Annotated in this window: 18 protein-coding genes and 2 pseudogenes; 12 read left to right on the forward strand and 8 right to left on the reverse strand. The window is 37.5% G+C overall.

Features of this window, described 5'->3' with window-relative positions:
* The first annotated feature begins 21 nt into the window (after window positions 1-21).
* Together H0S58_RS06175 and H0S58_RS06180 are read left to right on the forward strand one after the other, a co-directional pair.
* Window positions 22-612, forward strand: a complete 591-nt coding sequence (locus H0S58_RS06175) for a GNAT family N-acetyltransferase (RefSeq protein ID WP_195727454.1) — start codon at window positions 22-24, stop codon at window positions 610-612.
* Window positions 613-805: 193 nt separating this feature from the next.
* Window positions 806-3,010, forward strand: coding sequence for a TonB-dependent receptor (locus tag H0S58_RS06180; protein ID WP_195727455.1), 2,205 nt, complete (start codon window positions 806-808; stop codon window positions 3,008-3,010).
* Between the two features lie 50 nt (window positions 3,011-3,060).
* Here the strand turns inward: H0S58_RS06180 and H0S58_RS06185 are convergent, their stop codons facing one another.
* The gene (locus H0S58_RS06185; protein ID WP_195727456.1) at window positions 3,061-3,945 is read right to left on the reverse strand and encodes a LysR family transcriptional regulator; all 885 of its coding nucleotides are present in this window, start codon (window positions 3,943-3,945) and stop codon (window positions 3,061-3,063) included.
* Between the two features lie 176 nt (window positions 3,946-4,121).
* Between H0S58_RS06185 and H0S58_RS06190 the strand changes: the two genes are divergently transcribed.
* The 7 genes from H0S58_RS06190 to H0S58_RS06220 all read left to right on the forward strand — a co-directional run bounded on the left by H0S58_RS06190 (window position 4,122) and on the right by H0S58_RS06220 (window position 13,450).
* Window positions 4,122-5,651: a CoA-acylating methylmalonate-semialdehyde dehydrogenase gene (locus H0S58_RS06190; RefSeq protein WP_195727457.1), complete on the forward strand. Its 1,530-nt coding sequence runs from the start codon at window positions 4,122-4,124 to the stop codon at window positions 5,649-5,651.
* A gap of 11 nt (window positions 5,652-5,662) precedes the next feature.
* Entirely contained in the window at window positions 5,663-6,556 is an 894-nt protein-coding gene (gene mmsB, locus H0S58_RS06195) for a 3-hydroxyisobutyrate dehydrogenase (protein WP_195727458.1), read from the forward strand.
* A 221-nt stretch (window positions 6,557-6,777) separates the two neighbouring features.
* Entirely contained in the window at window positions 6,778-7,905 is a 1,128-nt protein-coding gene (locus H0S58_RS06200; RefSeq protein WP_053577909.1) for an acyl-CoA dehydrogenase family protein, read from the forward strand.
* Window positions 7,906-7,922: 17 nt separating this feature from the next.
* A complete protein-coding gene (locus H0S58_RS06205; RefSeq protein WP_092721087.1) occupies window positions 7,923-8,696 on the forward strand; it encodes an enoyl-CoA hydratase in 774 nt (257 codons plus the stop codon).
* Window positions 8,697-8,706: 10 nt separating this feature from the next.
* Window positions 8,707-9,801 (forward strand): enoyl-CoA hydratase/isomerase family protein, encoded by a 1,095-nt coding sequence (locus H0S58_RS06210; RefSeq protein ID WP_195727459.1) that lies wholly within the window; start codon window positions 8,707-8,709, stop codon window positions 9,799-9,801.
* 375 nt (window positions 9,802-10,176) lie between these two features.
* A complete protein-coding gene (locus H0S58_RS06215) occupies window positions 10,177-10,776 on the forward strand; it encodes a gamma carbonic anhydrase family protein (RefSeq protein WP_195727460.1) in 600 nt (199 codons plus the stop codon).
* Window positions 10,777-11,239: 463 nt separating this feature from the next.
* Window positions 11,240-13,450, forward strand: coding sequence for an OsmC domain/YcaO domain-containing protein (locus tag H0S58_RS06220; RefSeq protein ID WP_195727461.1), 2,211 nt, complete (start codon window positions 11,240-11,242; stop codon window positions 13,448-13,450).
* Window positions 13,451-13,663: 213 nt separating this feature from the next.
* Here H0S58_RS06220 and H0S58_RS06225 read toward each other — a convergent pair.
* Window positions 13,664-14,047 (reverse strand): annotated as a pseudogene (locus H0S58_RS06225) (IclR family transcriptional regulator C-terminal domain-containing protein); the annotation flags it as partial.
* Here H0S58_RS06225 and H0S58_RS06230 point away from each other — a divergent pair.
* Window positions 14,045-14,790 (forward strand): annotated as a pseudogene (locus tag H0S58_RS06230) (GlxA family transcriptional regulator); the annotation flags it as partial. The pseudogenes H0S58_RS06225 and H0S58_RS06230 sit on opposite strands and share 3 nt — an antisense overlap.
* Window positions 14,791-15,356: 566 nt before the next feature.
* Here the strand turns inward: H0S58_RS06230 and H0S58_RS13890 are convergent.
* Complete coding sequence (locus H0S58_RS13890) at window positions 15,357-15,827, reverse strand: transposase family protein (RefSeq protein WP_265088219.1); 471 nt, start codon at window positions 15,825-15,827, stop codon at window positions 15,357-15,359.
* Window positions 15,775-16,233: a transposase family protein gene (locus tag H0S58_RS13895; protein WP_265088218.1), complete on the reverse strand. Its 459-nt coding sequence runs from the start codon at window positions 16,231-16,233 to the stop codon at window positions 15,775-15,777. Before H0S58_RS13895 ends, H0S58_RS13890 begins: the two co-directional genes overlap by 53 nt.
* Window positions 16,234-16,239: 6 nt before the next feature.
* Here H0S58_RS13895 and H0S58_RS06240 point away from each other — a divergent pair, with 6 nt between their 5' ends.
* Complete coding sequence (locus H0S58_RS06240) at window positions 16,240-16,788, forward strand: DUF4385 domain-containing protein (RefSeq protein WP_195727570.1); 549 nt, start codon at window positions 16,240-16,242, stop codon at window positions 16,786-16,788.
* 423 nt (window positions 16,789-17,211) lie between these two features.
* Complete coding sequence (locus tag H0S58_RS06245) at window positions 17,212-17,475, forward strand: TIGR03643 family protein (RefSeq protein ID WP_053577924.1); 264 nt, start codon at window positions 17,212-17,214, stop codon at window positions 17,473-17,475.
* Window positions 17,476-17,846: 371 nt separating this feature from the next.
* Here H0S58_RS06245 and H0S58_RS06250 read toward each other — a convergent pair whose 3' ends face one another.
* Genes H0S58_RS06250 through H0S58_RS06265 form a run of 4 tightly spaced genes read right to left on the reverse strand, consistent with a single transcriptional unit; the run spans window position 17,847 to window position 21,464 of the window.
* Window positions 17,847-18,797 carry a siderophore ABC transporter substrate-binding protein gene (locus H0S58_RS06250; protein ID WP_195727462.1) on the reverse strand — a complete coding sequence of 317 codons (951 nt, stop codon included), beginning with the start codon at window positions 18,795-18,797 and terminating at the stop codon, window positions 17,847-17,849.
* A 9-nt stretch (window positions 18,798-18,806) separates the two neighbouring features.
* Window positions 18,807-19,571 (reverse strand): ABC transporter ATP-binding protein, encoded by a 765-nt coding sequence (locus H0S58_RS06255; protein ID WP_092721029.1) that lies wholly within the window; start codon window positions 19,569-19,571, stop codon window positions 18,807-18,809.
* Entirely contained in the window at window positions 19,556-20,518 is a 963-nt protein-coding gene (locus tag H0S58_RS06260; protein ID WP_195727463.1) for an iron chelate uptake ABC transporter family permease subunit, read from the reverse strand. Before H0S58_RS06260 ends, H0S58_RS06255 begins: the two co-directional genes overlap by 16 nt.
* Window positions 20,511-21,464, reverse strand: a complete 954-nt coding sequence (locus H0S58_RS06265) for an ABC transporter permease (RefSeq protein ID WP_195727464.1) — start codon at window positions 21,462-21,464, stop codon at window positions 20,511-20,513. The genes H0S58_RS06260 and H0S58_RS06265 overlap by 8 nt, the downstream gene beginning before the upstream one ends.
* Window positions 21,465-21,861 lie beyond the last annotated feature (397 nt).

Genomic DNA, 21,861 nt, shown 5'->3' on the forward strand with positions numbered 1-21,861 from the left:
CCTAACAGAGCAATAAATGAGATGCAAACCATAACATCTAAACTCCCAAATCAATTTACCTATCAAGAAAAAGGCATTGGTTATGCTCTTCGTGCATTAAAACTGCCACAGGATTTTCCCTTACTCTATAAATGGATGCATGAACCGCATGTGATTCCGCAATGGCAACTGAATAAACCTGAACTGGAACTCGCTGTATATTTTGAAAAAATGATCATTGATGATCATCAACGGCTTTATATTATTCAAATTGACGGATGTGACGTTGGTTATTTAGAAATCTATGAAGCCAAACGAGATCGGCTGTCCTTATATTATCCTGCATTAGATACAGATTTAGGTTGGCATATTTTATTGGGTGAAAAAAATGTCGTGGGGAAAGGGCATTTTAAAGCGGTGATGCGCATGATGAGTTATTTTATTTTTGAATATTCTCCCGCTGAAAAAATTGTGGGAGAACCTGATGAAAATGTGAAATCTTATGAATATGTGGCGCAAGAAATTGCATTTGAAGCACAGCATAAAATTCAAATGCTCGAAAAGACAGCCATTTTATATCATTGTTTTAAAGATAAATTTTATCAAGAATGTGGGAAATATACACCCCTTTAAATTGAGATTCTTTTTACTAAAATAGTATTTACTGATATTTTTTAAAACTTGAGTTGTATATCCACATCTTTATATATTCCATTTAATTCAAAATTGTGAGAAAGCCAGAAATACGGAAACAAAAGTTTTACAATATTAATAATAATGATTATTATTTGCACCAGTATTAACACTTATGATTCAAGGAATAAGAATGCGACTGTCTCACTTTAGTCTTTGTCTTTTGACTATAGCCATTTGTACACATTTGTATGCAGATGAAGTCATTCAAGAGCCGTCATTAGCAGCATCAGAAGAAACCAAAAAAGCAAATATGCAATTAGCACCGATTGTGATGACTGCAACGCGTACGCCTAAAAGTATTGCGGAAGTTGCGGGAACGGTTCAAACCATTCGAGGGGATGAAATTGCTCAACAGGCAGGTGCTGGACGTAAAGTCGCAGATGTTTTGGCACAGCTTGTACCCTCTTTAGCACCGAGCAGTGGTAACACCAGTAACTATGGTCAGACCATGCGTGGGCGTAATGTGTTGGTGATGATTGATGGCGTATCACAAACAGGATCCCGTGATGTAGCACGTCAACTTAACAGTATTAGCCCGAGTATGATTGATCATATTGAAGTGGTTTCAGGTGCAACCAGTATTTATGGTTCAGGGGCAACTGGCGGTATTATTAATATTATTACCAAACGTGCGGATAAATCGGAACCTGTCAGCTTTCAAACCAAGCTGGGTCTGACATCGGCGGATAATTTCCGTGGCGATAGCTTGGCGTATCAAGTGGGGCAAACTGCTTCTTTTAGCAATGATAAAGTAGATGGTTTTCTTGGTTTAGACTATACCAACCGAGGCTCACAGTTTGATGGCAATGGTGATCGCATTTCATTAAGTCCGTGGCAAGGCAGCACCATGGATACCGATACTATTGATGTAAATGGTCGCTTAAATTTTAATTTAACCGACAATCAAAGTTTAAGTTTTGGTGCTCAATATTATAAAGATGAGCAAGATACAGAATATGGCCCCGACTATTCTTATTTAAAAACAAAAACACAGCCATCTTATAAAGCGATTAAAGGCTGGAGTTTAGATAACCAACCATTTACCGAGCGCTATGCTTTTAATACGCAGTATCAAAATCAAGATTTTCTAGGTCAAATTTTGAATGTCGAAGCCTATTACCGCAATGAAAAGTCACGTTTTGTCCCGTATGGCTATTCTGCTGATGGTGTTGATGTAAAACAAAGCCAATCCAATGTGGACTATGCTGGTATTCGTTCTACGGTTCAATCTGATCTTAAAGTGGCAGAGCGCGATTTAAAACTCACTTATGGGCTAGATTACGATTGGGAAAAAGACCATCAATGGGCGGAATTTTATAAGCCGAGTAATAATGGTTTGAGCTATACGGCAACCGGTGAGACACAAGGTTCAGGACCAGACACAAAAATTCAAAATATTGGAACCTTTTTACAAGGTGACTATGCTTTAACAGATCGCTTAAATGTTCAATCAGGCGTACGTTATCAATATGTTCAGGCAGACACAGACAGTTATTTAACTGCGCGTAAACCTTATACTTTAATGGCGGCTGATTCGACAGATTCTGATAAATTTTTATTTAATTTAGGTGCAGTTTATAAACTGACCGATGCACAACAAGTTTATGCCAATTTCTCACAAGGTTATAGTTATCCCGATGTACAACGTGTACTTCGCGATGTTGCAGCCTATACACTCACCACTTCAGGTATTGCACCGATTACAGTAAATAGTTATGAATTGGGTTGGCGTTTAAATCAAGATGATGGTTTGAACTTGGGCTTAACAGGGTTTTATAATACTTCTGATAAAGTAGTTCAGTTTAACTCAGACCGATCCGTGAATATTGTCGATACTGATCAACGTGTTTATGGTGCTGAAGCCAATGTCAGTTATCCATTTATGGAAAACTACAAAGTCGGTGGAACTTTAGGCTATACCCGTGGAAAATATAAAGATGCAGCAAATAATTGGCATGAATTAAATGCTTTTGCTGTTTCTCCAGTGAAGGGAACGTTGTTTGCTGAGTGGAATAATGATGAAGGTTATGGTGTTCGTGCACAAATGCAAGCCATTCAAGGGACTAACAAAGCGTACAAAGATGATCAAGCTTTAAATGCAGCAGGTTTAACAGATAGTAATAGTGCAGCAGAAATTAAAGGCTATACCACTATGGATGTCTTGTCGCATTTCCCGATGGCCAAAGGGCGCGTAGATTTTGGGGTTTATAATGTTTGGGGCAATCAATACAAAACCGTATTTGCTCAACAAGCAGCAGTGACCAATGCCAATACTTTGTTGGCGATTCCTGCGGAAGGCCGTACGTTTGCCTTAAGCTATACTATTAATTATTAATCAATATGAAGGTATCTGTAGCCACTATGGATACCTTTTATTTTTATTGATTAATTCCCCATTAATAATTTTTGTTGAACATCTGCCTGTTTACGTAAAAAATCCCAAACCAATTTAATTCTGGGCTCATGTTGCAAATCGACTAAAGTCAGCATCCAAAATGTATGGGTAAAACAGACTTCATCACTTAATACTTCTTCAAGTTCTGGTTTATCACTGGCTAGAAACACAGGCAAAATACCTAAGCCTGCACCTGCACTTACTGCAACCTGTTGTGCCAAAATACTGTTACTTCTAAAGCAAGCGCTTAATTGCAAAGGCAAACGTTCCAAGCAATACAATTCTGAGCTATAAACCAAATCATCGATATAATCTATAAATCGGTGTTCGGTTAAGTCTTGTAAACATTCTATCGGTGCATTTTGAGCTAAATAGTGTTTACTTGCATAAAGTTTTAAACAGTAATTCGACAGTCGCGTAATAATATAAGGCCCAGATTTTGGCCGATCGATAGAGATCACGATATCTGCTTCACGGTGCGACAACTTAATCATTTTAGAGATAGGAATCAGGTCGATTGTCAACAATGGATAATGTTGTGAAAATTCGGCCAGTAAACGTGCCAAAAAAGTCGTCCCGAAACCTTCAGGTGTTCCTATTCGCACACGACCTTGTAATGGATTATGTGGTTGATCAATCTGTAAAAATGATTGCTCCATTTGCTCGACACGTGGAACCAAAGCAAGCCCTTCAGAGGTTAGCTCATAACCCGTGGCTTCGCGTTTAAAAAGTTGTTTTCCCAATGACTGTTCTAGCGATTGAATACGACGTGACACGGTACTATGTTCTACACCCATTAAGCGTGCAGTATTCGTGAGCGTTTTAGCACGTGCAAGCACTAAAAAAAATCGTAAATGATCCCAATCGACTTTCATGTGCTTCTAATATCCTGTTCATGCCTTGTGCAAATTTGCACAACCATCGTGCAACAATTTCTATAGGTGGTCAAAGTTTTCTTTGTTAATCTGCTTGAAAACCTACAAAAGAAAACACGACTCATCACTTATTTTTCGAGTAAGGAACAACAATAAAGATGCTCTAGGGAGAGACAATGAACACGATTCAAAATGCCTATAAAACTGAACAGCTTACGCAGGCAAAACTTCTTATCAATGGTGAATTCATTGATTCAAATACGGCTCAATGGCAAGACATTATTAATCCCGCAACGCAAGAAGTCATTGGTCGAGTTCCATTTGCGACTCGTGATGAAGTGAATGCTGCAATTGCCGCAGCGCAAAATGCTTTTGCGACTTGGCGCGAAACACCGTTACAAGCACGTATGCGGATTATGCTGAAACTACAAGACCTCATTCGTATGCATGCAAAAAGTATTGCCAAAGTACTGACTGCAGAGCAGGGCAAAACTTTGGCAGATGCTGAGGGTGATATCCAGCGTGGTTTGGAAGTGGTTGAGCATGCTTGTTCAATTGGTACTTTACAAATGGGAGAATACCTTGAAGGTGTAGCACGTGGGGTAGACACCTATACGTTACAACAACCTTTAGGGGTGTGTGCGGGGATTACTCCCTTTAATTTTCCAGCCATGATTCCATTGTGGATGTTTCCCATGGCCATTGTGTGTGGTAATACATTTGTCTTAAAACCTTCTGAACAAGATCCACTTTCGACCATGATGTTGGTTGAGCTTGCAATTCAAGCAGGCGTTCCTGCTGGAGTACTCAACGTTGTTCATGGCGGTAAAGAAGTGGTTGATATGCTGTGTACGCATACAGATATTAAAGCCATTTCATTTGTCGGTTCTACCGCAGTTGGAACACATGTATATAACTTGGCGGGCCAACATGGCAAACGTGTGCAATCGATGATGGGCGCAAAAAACCATGTGGTGGTGATGCCAGATGCCAATAAAGAACAAACATTAAATGCTTTGGTAGGTGCTGCTTTTGGTGCTGCAGGACAGCGTTGCATGGCATTATCTGTTGCCGTGATGGTCGGTGAAAGCCAACATTGGGTCGATGAACTGGTGGCTAAAGCAAAAACCCTGAAGGTCAATGCTGGACATGAACCAAATACAGATATTGGTCCTGTCATCTCTACGCGTGCGAAAGCCAGAGTATTGGATTTGATTCAGAGCGGTGTAGAACAAGGTGCACAACTTTTATTAGATGGCCGTGATGTTCAAGTGCCCGGTTATGAAAATGGTAACTTTGTCGGTGCGACTATTTTTAATCATGCCACAACAGAGATGCGAATTTATCAAGAAGAAATTTTTGGACCAGTTCTCGTCATTATTCATGTTGATACCTTAGAAGAGGCCATTGCTTTAATTAATGCAAACCCATTTGGTAATGGTGTTGGACTATTTACACAAAGTGGCGCAACTGCTCGTACATTCCAAAACAAAATTGATATTGGTCAAGTGGGCATCAATATTCCCATTCCTGTGCCTGTGCCATTTTTTAGTTTTACGGGTTCACGAGGTTCTAAACTCGGGGATTTGGGTCCATATGGCAAACAAGCTGTACAGTTTTATACGCAAACCAAAACGATTACCAGTCGCTGGTTTGAAGATGATCAAGAATCAAGTGGTGTAAATACCACGATTAGTCTGCGCTAAGGAGAGAACCTATGAAAATTGCTTTTATTGGTTTAGGAAATATGGGCGGTTCTATGGCGCAGAACTTACTGAAATCGGGTCAAATGGTTTCTGGCTTTGACTTAAGTGAACAAGCATTGCAGCATTTTGCTGAAGCGGGCGGCGTGATTTGTGACAGTCCACAAGCCGCTGCTCAAGAGGCCGATGTAATCATTACGATGTTGCCTGCTGCTAAACATGTACGCGATGTGTATTTGGGCGAACAAGGCATACTTGCAGTATTAAAAGCAGGCAGCCTCTGTATTGATAGCAGTACAATTGATCCTCAAACCATCAAAGATATTGCTGCTTTGGGAAGTGAAAAACAGATACAGGTCTGTGATGCACCAGTTTCTGGCGGTACGATGGGTGCAAAAAATGGCACTTTAACCTTTATGGTGGGTGCAGATCATGCAGGTTATGAGGCTGTTAAACCGATACTCAGTCTTATGGGGAAAAACATTGTTCACTGTGGTGCGGTTGGAACAGGTCAGGTGGCTAAAATTTGTAATAATTTAATTTTGGGTATTTCTATGACAGCTGTCGCCGAGGGCATGGCGCTTGGTGCAAAATTAGGTATTGATCCGCAGGCTTTAGCAGGTGTTATCAATAGTTCAAGTGGCCGCTGCTGGAGTTCTGAAGTCAATAATCCGTGGCCTGATATTTGTGAAAATGCACCTGCTTCACGTGGCTATACAGAAGGCTTTGCAACACAATTGATGTTAAAAGACTTGGGGCTTGCCATTGAAGCTGCGGGGCAGGTAAAACAACCCGTATTGCTGGGAGGTTTAGTGCAACAACTTTATCAGCAGCTTTGCCTGCAAGGTGATGCCAATTTGGACTTTTCTAGTATTATTCAGCACTATTTACCAACGAAGGTATCGTAGAAAAATAGGACATCTTTCGGGTAAGTTTGGAATGAAAATTTTGGATTTCGAATGATCTTTAAACTAAATATAAGGCGGTGATTGAAGCTGTGACAATTCAATCATTCATTGTAAAAACACCACATCATAAAAGTCTTTATTTTTAGATAAAAGATGAGTAAATAAAAAATAATAGTAAATAATGCCAGTCAATATATTTAAAAAAATTCAAGAGAATGGACATGCAATTAACCGAAGAACAACAACTGATTCAGGATATGGCAAAAAGTTTTGCTCAAGAGCAAATTAAACCGCATGCCAGTGAATGGGATCAAAAATGTATATTTCCTAAACAAGCCCTTGCACAAATGGGACAATTGGGTTTTATGGGCATGCTTATTCCAGAAGAATATGGTGGTTCAGATACAGGTACATTGGCTTATGTACTGGCGCTAGAAGAAATTGCTGCAGCAGATGGAGCAACTTCAACGGTAATGAGTGTCCATAACTCGGTTGGCTGTGTTCCTATTCTTAAATTTGGTAATGACGAGCAAAAACAACGTTTTTTGATTCCATTAGCGCAAGGCGAGATGATTGGCGCTTTCGCTTTAACTGAACCGCACACAGGTTCTGATGCTGCAGCCATTAAAACACGCGCAGTTAAAGATGGCGATCACTACATTATTAATGGATCAAAGCAATTTATCACCTCGGGTCATAATGCAGGCATGATTATTGTTTTTGCAGTCACCGATCCAAGTGCAGGTAAAAAAGGCATCAGTGCATTTTTAATTCCGCGTGATACATCAGGTTATGAAGTGATTCGTGTTGAAGAAAAATTAGGTTTACATGCCTCAGACACCTGTCAAATTGCATTAACAGATGTGCGTATTCATCAAAGTTTAAGATTGGGTGCAGAAGGTGAAGGTCTCAAAATTGCCTTGTCTAATCTTGAAGGTGGGCGCATTGGCATTGCTGCTCAAGCGGTTGGTTTAGCCAGAGCGGCTCTAGAAGAAGCCACGCATTATGCACATGAGCGAGTTGCTTTTGGAAAACCTATTTTTGAACAGCAAGCGATTGCTTTTAGGTTGGCCAGTATGGCAACCGAAGTGGAAGCCGCCAGACAATTGGTTCACTATGCTGCACGTAAAAAAGAAGCAGGTGAACCGTGTTTAACCGAAGCCTCAATGGCTAAACTATTTTCTTCAGAAATGGTTGAACGTGTTTGTTCGCAAGCCTTACAAATATTTGGTGGTTATGGATATTTAAAAGATTTCCCCATTGAGCGAATTTATCGTGACGCGCGAATTTGTCAAATTTATGAAGGCACTAGTGATATTCAACGTTTAGTCATCGCACGTAGTTTATAAAATAAAGGGAATGATTTATGCAATGGAAAACTATTTTATTAGAACAACGTAATGGTGTTGGACTGATTACACTCAATCGTCCTGAAGCACTCAATGCCTTAAATAACCAATTGATTATTGACCTTAATCAAGTGCTAGACCAGTTAGAAAAAGACAGTAGTATTGGTTGTATTGTCATTACTGGATCAAAAAAAGCTTTTGCAGCTGGTGCTGACATTAAAGAAATGGCAGATTTAAGCTTTCCACAAATTTATTTAGATGATTTTTTCAGTCTGGCAGATCGTATCGCACAGCGCCGTAAACCGATTATTGCTGCGGTGAGTGGTTATGCCTTGGGTGGCGGTTGTGAGCTCGCCTTAATGTGCGATTTTATTTACTGTGCTGATAATGCTAAATTTGGACTTCCAGAAGTCACACTAGGCGTACTTCCAGGAATTGGCGGAACACAACGTTTAACCTTGGCGATTGGAAAAGCAAAAGCCATGGAAATGTGTTTGACAGCTAGGCAAATGGGAGCGCAAGAAGCTGAACAAAGTGGTCTTGTGGCCCGCGTTTTCTCTCAAGATGAATTACTTGAACAGACTTTAGACGCCGCAGAAAAAATTGCACAAAAATCACTGACCGCAGTGATGATGATTAAAGAATCTATTAATCGTACATTTGAAGTGAGTTTAGCTGAAGGCTTACGGTTTGAACGACGCATATTTCATGCAATCTTTGCTGGAGTGGACCAAAAAGAAGGCATGCAAGCATTTGTTGAAAAACGTCCTGCTCAATTTAACCAGCGCTGAGAAATCTGATATGAATAATGATAATAATCTTCTTAAAAACGACACTGTGATCAAAAATAATATCATTGTGAGTACGCACGGTCATCTCGGCGTCATTACTTTAGATCGTATTTCACATTTAAATGCTATTTCAATCGACATGATTCAAGGGATTCGGGATCAATTAGAAGAATGGCATAATACTGAAGAGATACAGGCTATTTTAATCAACTCGAATAGTCCTAAAGCATTTTGCGCGGGTGGAGATGTCCGATATTTATATGACAGTTATCATTCAGGCGAGGTCGATTACCGAGATTACTTTGCAGCTGAATATTCAATGTTGGCGACCATTCGACAATTTGAAAAACCTATTTTGGTCTTTTTAGATGGTTATGTCATGGGAGGCGGTTTTGGTTTAGCACAGGCCTGTCATATACGCATCAGTAGTGAAAAGTCACGTTTTGCTATGCCTGAAACAGCGATTGGCTTTTTCCCCGATGTTGGCGCAACCCATTTCCTTTCACGTCTTGCAGAAATTGGAACCTATCTTGCACTTACAGGTGATCAAATCAGCTGTAGTGATGCACTTCATTTAGATTTGGTTGATTATCATGTACCAAGTGAAAAATTGGGTGAATTACACACAGCCATCGCTGAAATGCCAAGTTTAAGTAAAGCTTTGATTCGACTAAAAATAAGTGAATTTGTGACTGAACCTGAGCCGAGTGAAATTCAGTCACGCGCAGATAGTATTTATTTACATTTTTCCTCTTCTCACTTAGAGGCAATTGAACAAAGCTTAGCAAATGAGCCTGATCCAAAACAGCAAGTATGGGCGGACAAAACTTTACACACTTTGCAACAACGTCCATTGATTGCAAAACAGGTCAGTCTAAAACTACAACAAGTGGGGCCAAATTTATCCATTGAGCAATGCATGCAACTCGAACGTCATTTGCAAGATATTTGGTTAGAGCAAGGGGACTTTATAGAGGGCGTTCGAGCTTTAATTGTAGATAAAGACAAGAAACCTATATGGAAAGTAGAAAATAAAGATTTTGAACAGAAATTACAAAAGATTTGGCCTGTATTAAATGGGCAGCAGTTAAAGGAAATCTATTAGCGGTATATTTGAATATTGATGTTTTTTATGTGGGGATTAAAAACATATTTTAAGTCCTGACTTTATGATCAGAAAAAATGGTCACTAGTGATTAGCCAGTTTATGAGTTTATTTCGTCATACTTTATTTCAAGATCCAAATTTACCTCTTGAACTTTTATCTGCGAATTCATAATTTTTAAAAGCACGAAATTTAAATAGCAATAGATATTAGACATTTCAAAATGCAGGTCATGAGTTCTTGCTAGACACTGATCTTAGTTCTGAAGGATTATGCCTCCAGTACATTCGCAATTTTATAAATACTTTGATCATTGAAAACAGGAAGAATTGAGTTATTAATTTAATTCTAAATTAAATTTTAAAGGAAGAGAAAATGCCTTGTTATGCCATTGATGGTGTGATTCCTGTCGTTAGTCCTAAAGCGTATGTTCATCCTACGGCTGTGCTGATTGGAGATGTGATTGTTGAAGCGGGTGCTTATATTGGTCCATTTGCAGCTTTAAGGGCAGATTTTGGTGGCATTCATATTCATAAAAATGCCAATGTTCAAGATTCTTGTATTATTCATGGCTTTCCTAACTATGTAACCATTGTTGAGGAATATGGTCATATAGGACATGGTGCGATTTTACATGGGTGCTTGATTCGTAAAAATGTGCTGATCGGTATGAATAGCGTAATTTTAGATGAGGCAGAGATTGGCGAAAATAGTATTATTGGTGCAAATAGTACGGTAAAAGCTAAAGCCAGAATTCCTGAGAATAGCTTGGCTTTAGGGAGTCCTGCACGCGTGATTCGCAGTCTGGCAGAAAATGAAATTGCATGGAAAACAAAAGGGACTGAAGAATATATTCAACTCACAGCACGTTGCTTAAATAGCATGCATGAAGTTGAACCTTTGTCAGAAAACTCAACAGAACGCCTAACGTATAAGCATTTTGCGTCACAGTATGTGATTAAAAGCAATCGTTAATTATTTTGATTATAAGCAGGCTACATCATTTCGAAAAGGTCTAGGGATGAGGTTGTAAGTTAAAATTGAGCATTAAATTCTGGAAATTCAAATAAAAATAATCGTTCTAGAGGGTCGTGATATATAAAATTAATCTTGATATCTTAAAATGGTAAGGTTCAGAGGCTGAGTTCTGCAACCTGTATGTTGAGATTGGCACTAGGAGGTTTACCACAAGAAGAGCGCATTGAAATGAATTAAAAGCAGAAATAAGTGCTGAATTCAGACAAAAGTTATCAATCCGCTAAAATCCCTCTATAATATGCAGCATTATTTTTAGAATGATGTATTTGGTGGGGACACCGCATGCAAAAAATCTAATTCATCTTTTTTTAAGTCAATTTTTCTCTCTGATTCGGCTTATCGATCAATATATAAAGTCTTGTGTATTTGTGACAATGCATAAGCATTATTAGGTGCAAACATGGAAATTAAGGTCAATTATCTCGACAATCTTCGGCTTGAGGCTAAGTTTGATGACTTCACGGTGATTGCCGACCAACCTATTCGCTACAAAGGTGATGGTTCTGCACCGGGGCCATTCGACTACTTTTTAGCATCTTCTGCTTTGTGTGCAGCTTACTTTGTCAAAGTTTACTGTCAAGCACGTGATATTTCGACGGATAATATTCGTCTTTCTCAAAATAATATTGTTGATCCAGAAAATCGATATAAACAGATTTTTAAGATTCAGATTGAATTACCATCGGATATTTCAGAAAAAGATCGTCAAGGTATTTTGCGTTCAATTGATCGATGTACTGTCAAAAAAGTCGTTCAAACTGGGCCAGAGTTTGTGATTGAGGCTGTCGAAAGTATTGATGCCGATGCACAAGCGTTGCTTATGCCAAATTTGGCTTCAGAAAGCAGCACTCGTATTTTAGGGAAGGATCTGCCTTTAGAAGAAACCATCGCCAATATGTCTGCTATTTTGGCAGGTCTGGGCATGAAAATCGAAATTGCTTCATGGCGCAATATTGTACCCAATGTATGGTCTTTGCACATTCGTGATGCGCAATCTCCAATGTGTTTTACCAATGGTAAAGGTTCAACCAAAGAAAGTGCACTGGCTTCTGCATTAGGGGAGTTTATTGAACGCTTAAACTGTAATTTCTTCTATAACGACCAGTTTTGGGGTCAAGACATTGCTCAGGCAGAATTTGTACACTATCCAGATGAAAAATGGTTTAAACCAGGCCTAGATGGGGCCTTGCCAACAGAAATTTTAGATGAATATACTTTAGATATTTATAACCCAGATGATGAATTGCTGGGGACGCATTTGTTTGATACCAATTCAGGCAATATGGAGCGTGGTGTTTGTTCACTGCCATTTGTACGTCAGTCTGATGGTGAAACCGTTTATTTCCCTTCAAACTTAATTGAAAACTTGTATTTAAGTAATGGAATGAGCGCGGGAAATACCTTGGTAGAAGCCCAAGTTCAATGCTTGTCTGAAATCTTTGAACGTGCGGTTAAACGTGAAATTTTAGAAGGCGAAATGACGCTTCCTGATGTGCCACAGGAAATCTTAGCAAAATATCCGCAGATTGTTGCAGGCATTCAAGGTCTAGAAGAACAGGGCTTTCCTGTCTTGGTCAAAGATGCTTCATTGGGCGGTAAATATCCGGTTATGTGCGTCACCTTGATGAATCCACGAACGGGTGGAGTATTTGCTTCTTTCGGTGCACATCCAAGCTTGGAAGTGGCGCTTGAGCGTAGTCTCACAGAATTATTACAAGGTCGAAGTTTCGAAGGCCTTAATGACCTACCTAAACCCACTTTTAGCAGTAATGCTGTAACAGAACCGAATAATTTTGTTGAACACTTTATTGATTCTAGTGGTCTCGTATCATGGCGTTTTTTTAGTGCTCAAGCAGATCATGAATTTGTAGAATGGGATTTCTCAGGTCAAGGTGAAAACTCCAATGCTGATGAAGCCAAAGCACTTTTTGGTATTCTTGAAGAAATGGGTAAAGAAGTCTACATGGCGGTCTATCAGCATTTAGGCGCAACGGCTTGTCGTATTTTAGTACCGGGTTATTCAGAAATTTATCTGGTCGAAGATTTGATTTGGGATAATACCAATAAAGCCCTGTTCTTCCGTGAAGATATTTTGAACTTACATCGTTTAGATGAATCACGTCTTGAGGCATTGCTTGAACGTTTAGAAGAATGTGATTCAGATGATTACACTGAAATCAAGACCTTGATTGGGATTGAATTTGATGACAATACTGTTTGGGGCCAACTCACCATTTTGGAGTTAAAACTTCAAATTTATCTTGCTTTGCAACAATTTGAAGAAGCTCAAGATTTGGTTGGGGCTTTTTTACAATACAACACCAATACTGTAGAACGTGGATTATTCTATCAATGTCTGAATGTGGTTCTAGAGGTTGAGCTGGATGATGAAATGGACTTAAGTGATTATGAAGCCAATTTCCGCCGTATGTTTGGTGATGAACGTATGGATGCAGTCATTGGGTCGATGGACGGTAGCGTCCGTTTCTATGGCTTAACGCCTACCAGTATGAAACTTGAAGGTCTTGATCGACATTTGCGCTTGATTGAGAGTTATAAAAAACTGCATCAGGCACGTGCCAATTTTGTGGCTAGATCAAGTGAAGATTGAAGAGGCAAATTTTAGAAAGATGAGTCTAAATAATCTTACATGAGGATGGTAAGGATTTTAAGATGCTTGGCATCGTGAATGCATTAAATTGTGCTTCATGATGTCGAGTGATAATCACTACAGCCTTCTAGATTTCTGATTGCTTTAATAAACAATGAATCTTTGCTTTGCTGAGCATCATCCATAAAAACTCAATATTTTCATTTATCCAAGTTAAATCACATTCCTTAATTCTCTTGCAGTTTCCTGCAATAAAGGCAAAATTTGTTCAACTAAATATTCCTTCGTGGTTCGCATGGTGGGTGACACAATATTCAAGGCAGCAATCACTTGGGCCTTAGGATTGTGAATAGGAACGGCAAGGGCATGTACACCCAATTCATGCTCTTCTGAAGAATAGCACCAGTCTTGTTCTTTAATTTCAGCCAAGAGTTTCATGAAATCCTGATTATTGGTACAACTGTATTTGGTTAAGCGTTTGAGCGGATATTTTTCTAGCCATTGTATTTGTTCATCAGGTTCCAGTTGAGCCAATAAAATTTTCCCTGCTGAAGTGGCATGAGCAGGTAACCGATTTCCTAAATGTAGACCATAGAGTTGGATCTGATTATTATTCCTGGATGGGATGATTTTAATCACAAGCCTGAACCTATACTGATTGATAGTCTAAATTGGGCATATAAGACTGGAATTAGAATCGTTATGCATTGGCGTATGCAGGTTTACTCGACCATAAAAAAGCAGCAACACACTGGATGGCTGAACAAGATTTCAGTACGAGATTTCCACAAATTCAGCTCGATCGTGATGCTCTTTATGTAGAAGATCAAAGAATCGTAACCTCAGCAGGAACAGGCGCAGCGTTGGATTGCTGTCTATATTTGGTACGTGAAATCTATAATGCACAAATTGCAAATAAAGTCTCTAGAGTAATGGTGATTCCACCTCATCGTGAAGGTGGACAAGCTCAATTTATTGAACAGCCTGTAGCAAAGTCGAGCCAAGATGCACAAATTAATCTCTTACTTGATTTTTTAAGAAAGAATTTAGCCACACAACATCAAATTGAAGGCCTAGCTGAGCGGGCACATATGACACGTAGAACGTTCACACGACATTTTAAGAAAGCGACAGGCATGACCTTAGTTGAGTGGTTGAATACAGAAAAAATCAAGTTAAGTTGTGAGCTATTAGAAACAACAAACCTACCTATTGAAAAGATAACCGAACTTTCAGGATTTAATAATACAGTTTCATTTAGAAAGAATTTCCGTGACAAATATGGCACCAGTCCTCAAGCATGGAAAAAAGCTTTTGGAATAGGCAGTGATAAGCAGTAGGCTCATTCAACATAATTTAAAATAATTATATTTTTCAATAAATTAAAGAAATTGATTTGAAATATTCAAATATTCAACTTGAAAATACTTTCGTTCATTTTTAATCAGGAACATAGTTTTTTGCCAATAATATTGATCACTTTTCAACCAAAATAAAATTTAATTGATTATTATCAATTGATTTATGTCTTAATTTATCCCCAATTTCTGCGGATAAGATTAGGGATAATTTTTTATTAATTTTGTACGTTAAAGCTTACAAGAATTTAGGTATGTTGCGGGTATACCATTTCGTGTTTCTTTCTTATTATAGGGATATAGAGAACAGGATGTTCCGCCAATAACAATAATAGAATCAGCATAAGGAATATGAGGTACGACAGGAGTTATACCTAAGGTATCAAATATGAAAAACCCTGACAGGATGTCAGGGTTTTTTTATATTCTAAAACTTTTAATTCATAAGTTCGAAAATTAATGGCTGAAATAAAAATATCCCTATTGAACCGATTTTATATAATTTTTGAGGAAATTAAATGAAAGCTATATTAGACCTCTTTCATAAATCATTTTTTACTCAGCTCCAAGTTATAGATTCCAGCAATTAAATTGAATCTCAAACCGAGTCTTTTACCTCTATTTCGATAACGCTCAGCAAAGATTTTGAAGGTTTTAAGCCTGCCAAATACATGCTCAATTCCTATTCTTCTTTTATTGATTTCCTGATTATAGATTTTTAGTTCAGGATCCAATTTACAACGTCTTTTGGCTTTTAAAGGTAACAGACTATTCGGATGCAGAGCATAAATACCCTGATAGCCTTTATCTGCAAGAACAAAGGCTTCTGAAGGAATCAGCTTTATGTTTCTTTTAAATAGCTCGAAATCATGTACAGCACCGCGACTGGTACATAAACTCAGTATTTGCTGAGTCTTGTAGTGAATCATGGCCTGTACTTTGAAGGTATGGGTCTTTTTCTTGCCGCTATAGCTTTTCTTCTGTTTTTTTAGGCCTTTGTATTGGGATTTCTGTGGCATCCACGATCACAACATTCCAGTCTATGCCTTCGCCCTCGGGTAAATCTTTGGGTAAATTAAAAAGATTGGACTGAATCAGGCAGTCTTCAACATGACGGACAATTCTTGAGGCTGTGGGCTCTGAAACCCCGTAACTCGTTGCAACGTGAAATAAGGTTCGGTATTCCCGCCAATAGCTTAGACAGAGCAGAATCTGGTCTTCCAGGCTTAACTTGGGCGGTCTGCCTTTAGTAGGAACAAGTTTCTTCAATTGCTCAACCATTAAATAGAAGGTTGACCATGAGATGCCAGTGTATCGCTTGAACTGAGGATCAGAAAGCTTGTTTGAATCGATGTATTTCATCCGCAGATTATGCACGAATGCTAAGAAATCCGGAGTGCAAATATCAACCAAAAAGAAGATCATTTTTTGATTTATGAAAGAGGTCTATTTTCAAAAGATAATATTCCGAAAAGAGCTTCAAGAGTTTTTTCAAATAGTTTTGATTATGGTTTGGATTTTAACAAGATCAATTTTAGGGAAAGACCTGAGTTATATCGTATTGGTCGGGGAGAACAAGGTGTACTGCTGGTTGAACCCTATAAATCAGAAATTCTGCCTTATTGGAAATTTGCAGATAGAGATAAAGCTAAGATCAGCAGTGAAAAGATTTATTCATTATTTTTAGACTATTTGGATAAGGATGATTTTATTGGTGCAGATATGGCAAGAAAATTTTTGCAAATGGGATACACTCGCGCGCGTAGATATGCCAATCATAAAGGAGGTAAAAAATATAACGGCGCAGTTCCATTAGACAAGAAAGGCTTGAGTGGAGCACATGGCCGTGAACAATTATTAAGAGCAAACTTTGAAGATCAAGATCCCGAAAAAGTAGCTGCTGCTAAAATCTTTAAGCTAAAATGGGATGAAGCTAAATTAAATCAAAAGTATATTCAATTAAAGTTGAAATTTAAATAATTTATGAAAGAAATAGACATTGCAACAAATAAAAAAAACTCACACTAAATGAGATTCAAAGGATACTCTTTTTTTTCAAAAACAGCTTTTAAAAAGCCTCAAATCTCGATTGAATATGGGGGAGAAGCATCAATAATCGTCGACTGATATTAGACGCAAAAAGAAATAAAAATGATCATTTTTTCATCATATTTAATTTTAAAGCAAATGCATTTAAGAGTTTGAATATGGTTTATAAAATGAAATTAAATATGAATAATCAGGTAAAATTTAAAAAAATCACAAATTCTTCATGTCGTATTTTTTAAAATACAAATGTGTAAACATGATTTCTTCAAGATTAAAAAGTAGATAGTACCGATACAGATCGGCAACTTTTCCATCTTTAAGATATTTTTATTTTCAAATGATCAGGACAATGCTGTGAATAATACTGTTGAATCTAATGGTGCAGATCTATCACGAATTATTGAAATGGCGTGGGAGGACAGAACCCCTTTTGAAGCCATAGAGCGTGAGTTTGGGTTAAATGAATCTGCTGTGGTTCGTTTAATGCGGAAAAATTTAAAGTCGAGTAGTTTTAAGTTATGGCGTGAGCGGGTGGCAGGACGTAAAACCAAGCATTTGCAGCTACGTATGCCAGAGGTAATCCGTGGATACTGTACACGCCAATATAAGCACCATTAAGGATTAAAAATGGCAAGGTACTTAACTTTATTGAATTAAATTTATTTTTAAATTAGGTGTATTTTTTAGATAAGTGATTTCTAATTTGAAGTTGATAAACTTGTCACAAGTGGATTAACGTTTGGGTGACGACTGTATGATTGATTTTGACTGATTGATAAAATCAAGAATTATTACAGATCCAGTTTTAGACGCGTAATGAAGGAGTCTATGATGGGTGAAACCCAGAGAATAAAGTAATGTAGTATGAGTCAAATATGAACTTGATATGCTAAGACCCATCTGTAAATTTATTTTTCATAATTTAATGGAACCCTCAAACTGACATAAATAAAGTATGAATATTTGAGATATCCATACTTATCAAAATTTTATTCTACTGCTGCAGATACCTCTTTAACCATTGCTTTCATTCCGCCTAAACTTTCATTCATTAGATACCAAGTACTTGAATCTAAAAATACAATATTGCCATTTTTAGCAGCGTTGGTTTGATTGATCAGATTGTTGTCTAAGACTTTTTTTGCTCCACCATCACCATCAGTAATGGCTGCATTACGGTCAATAACAAATAAGTAATCTGGATTTTTTTCACTAATAAATTCATGCGAAACTGACATGCCATGCGTACCGACTTTAATCGCAGGGTCGGCAGGTGAAAAACCATAAAGATCATGTATCAGCCCGAAGCGTGACCCTACACCATATGCAGATAATTTATTATTATTAACTAAAATCACTAATGCAGTTTTGTCTTTGGTTTTTTCTCTTAAAGTTGCAATCTGTTGGTCTAATATTGCGAGTTGTTGTTCAGCTTCCGCTTTTTTACCGACCATTTCAGCAATATTTAAAGTTTGTTGTTTAAAAGAATTAACCCGATCATTATAGTCCAATTGGTTAAAATAAGTTGGTGCAATACCTTTAATCTGATCGATCAGATTTTCCATACGTGCACTCATGATAATTAATTGTGGTTGGCTTGACGCAATTTTTTCTAAATTTGGTTCTTTTGCGGTTCCGACATCAATATATTGGTCTTTAGAAAAACGACTAAGCGCTTTAGGAAGTGGAGTACCTCTAGGTAGTGCAACTATTTTCTCACTTGCGCCTAATTCTTGAATAGTATTTAAAGAGTTGGTGTCTAAAACGGTAATACGGCTTAATTCTTTAGGAATGCTAATCTCACCAGCTTTACTGGAAAATGTTTGCATCTCGGTAGATGCAGCACTTTGGGATTGAGATGCCGATGTTGTATTTTGTTGAGAGCATCCAACCAATACACTCGCAAAAGCAAGCGCAATGAGTGTTTTTTTTAAAAACATAACAATCTCCTAACTAATAAAAAATAAGCCTAATTTGTGTTGTTGAATGTCTTGAATGGGAATATGAAAATCAAAAATATCTTCTAAAATATCTTCATGCATAATTTGTTTTGGCGAACCTTGGTAAGCAAGAGCACCATTTTTCATTGCAATAATTTGGTCAGCATAAACTGAAGCAAAATTAATATCATGAATGACCACAATGATAGATTTTCCATGATTTAGACTAAGATCTTTCAATACACGCATAATTTGCGCTGAATGTTTCATGTCTAGGTTATTGAGTGGTTCATCTAAAAGAATGTAATCTGTGTCTTGTGCCAATACCATGGCAATATAAGCACGCTGTCGTTGCCCTCCTGAGAGTTCACTTAACTGCTTGGTTCGCATTTCTTCTAAATCCATATAGCCAATCGCTTGATTAATGACGCGATGGTCTTGCTCAGTTAAACGTCCTTGAGAATAGGGGAATCGTCCAAATGCAACCAAGTCTTCTATCGATAAGCGGAGTTCTGTATGATTTGCCTGTTTTAAAATCGCCATTTTTTTAGCCACATCGGCATGATTCATTTTATAAAGATTTTGACCGTCTAAATAAACAGTGCCTGAATCGGCAGAGAGTAAACGGCTCATAATGCCGAGAACTGTACTTTTGCCTGCACCATTTGGACCAATAAATGCGGTAAATTGACCTTTAGCAATTTCTAAGGACACCTGATCGACCACTTTAGTACCATGATAAGATTTATCAATATTTTCTAAGACAATTGCCATTTTTTATTCTCCTTCAGTAGAATCCAGAAGAAATAAATGCCGCCAACAAAGTTAATGATGACACTCAAAGTAGTTTTAAGATTAAGAACATGGAGGACAATCGATTGACCGATTAAAAGTGAAGCGATTGAGACTAAAATAATGCCAGGCAATAAAACTTTATGTTGATGTGTTTTAAAAATTTCTAAACTAATATTCAACACCAATAAGCCGAGAAACATCATCGGGCCTGCCAATGCGGTCGCTGAAGCTAAAGCCAATACGACTAGAATTAAAAAGGTACGACTGGTTTTGTCATAGTTCATTCCTAAATTCAGAGCATGATCTCGACCTAATGCCATCACATCAAAAATATGAAGTTTAGAAAGGCAATACATTAAAATAGGACATATAGTCAGAGTGGCAAGAATTAAAGGTTCTATTTTGACAAAATTAAAACTTGCAAAACCCGCATAAGCTGCGACTTGGAATTCATCGGGATCAAGTAAAACTTGAAAAAATGTGGTCATGCTATCAAATAAAGTTGCACAAATAAGGCCGATTAATAAGAGAAAATAAATATTTTGATCGGCAACTTTACGAAAGATAAAACGATATAACATTAAAGCAAAAATCAGCATGAGAAACAGACTAATAAAATAGTCGGCTACTATATTTAACGAAAGTAAGGTACTGGCACCAAAGATATAGATAATCAGGGTTTTGGATAAATCATAAAGTTTATCCAAACCTAATGTTTGAGGGGTGACTACGCGATTATTTACAATAGTATGAAATATTAGGGTAGAAATACCGACAGCTACACCTGTAACGAGTATCCCCAAAACGGTTTTCAACCGAAGAGATAAAGCATATTGCCAAGCTTCACTCATGTCCCAAAATAAATATACGGCGGTACTGATAAAAATTAAAAGTACGAGAAGCATTAACTTAAGTTGATTAGACATGGCGATATTTCCTAATCAGTAGTGCAAGGAAAATTACGCTACCCAATACGCCCATAATTAAGCTAATAGGAATTTCATAAGGATAAATAACAACTCTACCAAAAATGTCGCACATTAATACCAATAAGGCCCCTAACAAAGCTGTGTGAGGTAAGGTTTTACGTAAATTATCGCCTAGATATAAGCTGACAATATTTGGAACAATGAGACCAAGGAAAGGAATTGCTCCCACAGTAATAATGACTACACCTGTGATTACAGATACTAAAGCTAAGCCAACGAATAAGGTTTTTTTATAATTTAAGCCTAGATTAACAGCAAAATCTTCGCCTAAACCTGCAAGTAAAAATCGGTTTGCGAAAATATAAATTAATACGAGTATTGGGACACTGAAATAAATCAGTTCATATTGTCCATTGAGAATAGTGGAAAAATCACCTTGTAACCAACCTGAGAGGCTTTGTAGAAAATCCATTTGTAATGCAATAAATGTAGTAAAAGCTGAAATAATGCTGCCAAAGATCATGCCTACCAATGGTACAAATACAGTATCTCGATGTTTTAATGTTGATAAAATGCCCATAAATGCCAATGCACCAAGCAGAGTCACTCCAATCGCGAATCCAGTTTTTAAAAATATAGATGCTGTAGGGATTAGAATAATTGAAACCAATACTCCTAGACGCGCGCAGTCATAAAGCCCTGCTGTAGTAGGAGATACAAAACGATTACGCGTCAATGTTTGCATAATTAGCCCACAAACACTTAATCCTGCACCTGCTACAACGATCGCCATTAAACGTGGAAAACGACTGGTCCAAAAAATTTGCCAGTCTTGTATTTGCCCATTTAATAAGCCTTGCCAACTCATATTGCCGACTCCGACAAATAAGGAAATCAGCGCAAATGGTAATAATAAAGCCAACAGGTAGCGGCATTTAATCATCTGATACCTGTTTCATATATTGAATACATCATGAGAAAAGTGAATAAAAAAGGTGATTTATTAATAAATAATTAAAGGTAAAAATAACATAAATTTAATAACTCAAAAAAATGATAATTGTTTCTATTTGTTAAGTATTAACAAATGATAATTATTTTATTTATCTATTATATCTACTTTACGATGAATAATTTTCACTATTTATCTCATATTTTATTCTTTTTATTGCAGTGCTTTTAGCGTGAACTATGCTAAAAAATCGAAGGCTTTTCCAAGAGATCGCATCAATCAAAAGGAGTGATATGATGAGTTAACATGCTTGTCTGAGCTATAGAGCATAATTTAAAGCCGAATTCATCAAGATCATGCTTAAACAAGAAAAATCTTCTGCTTTATT

This window comes from Acinetobacter sp. TTH0-4 (assembly GCF_015602665.1).
Taxonomy (GTDB): Bacteria; Pseudomonadota; Gammaproteobacteria; order Pseudomonadales; family Moraxellaceae; genus Acinetobacter; species Acinetobacter albensis.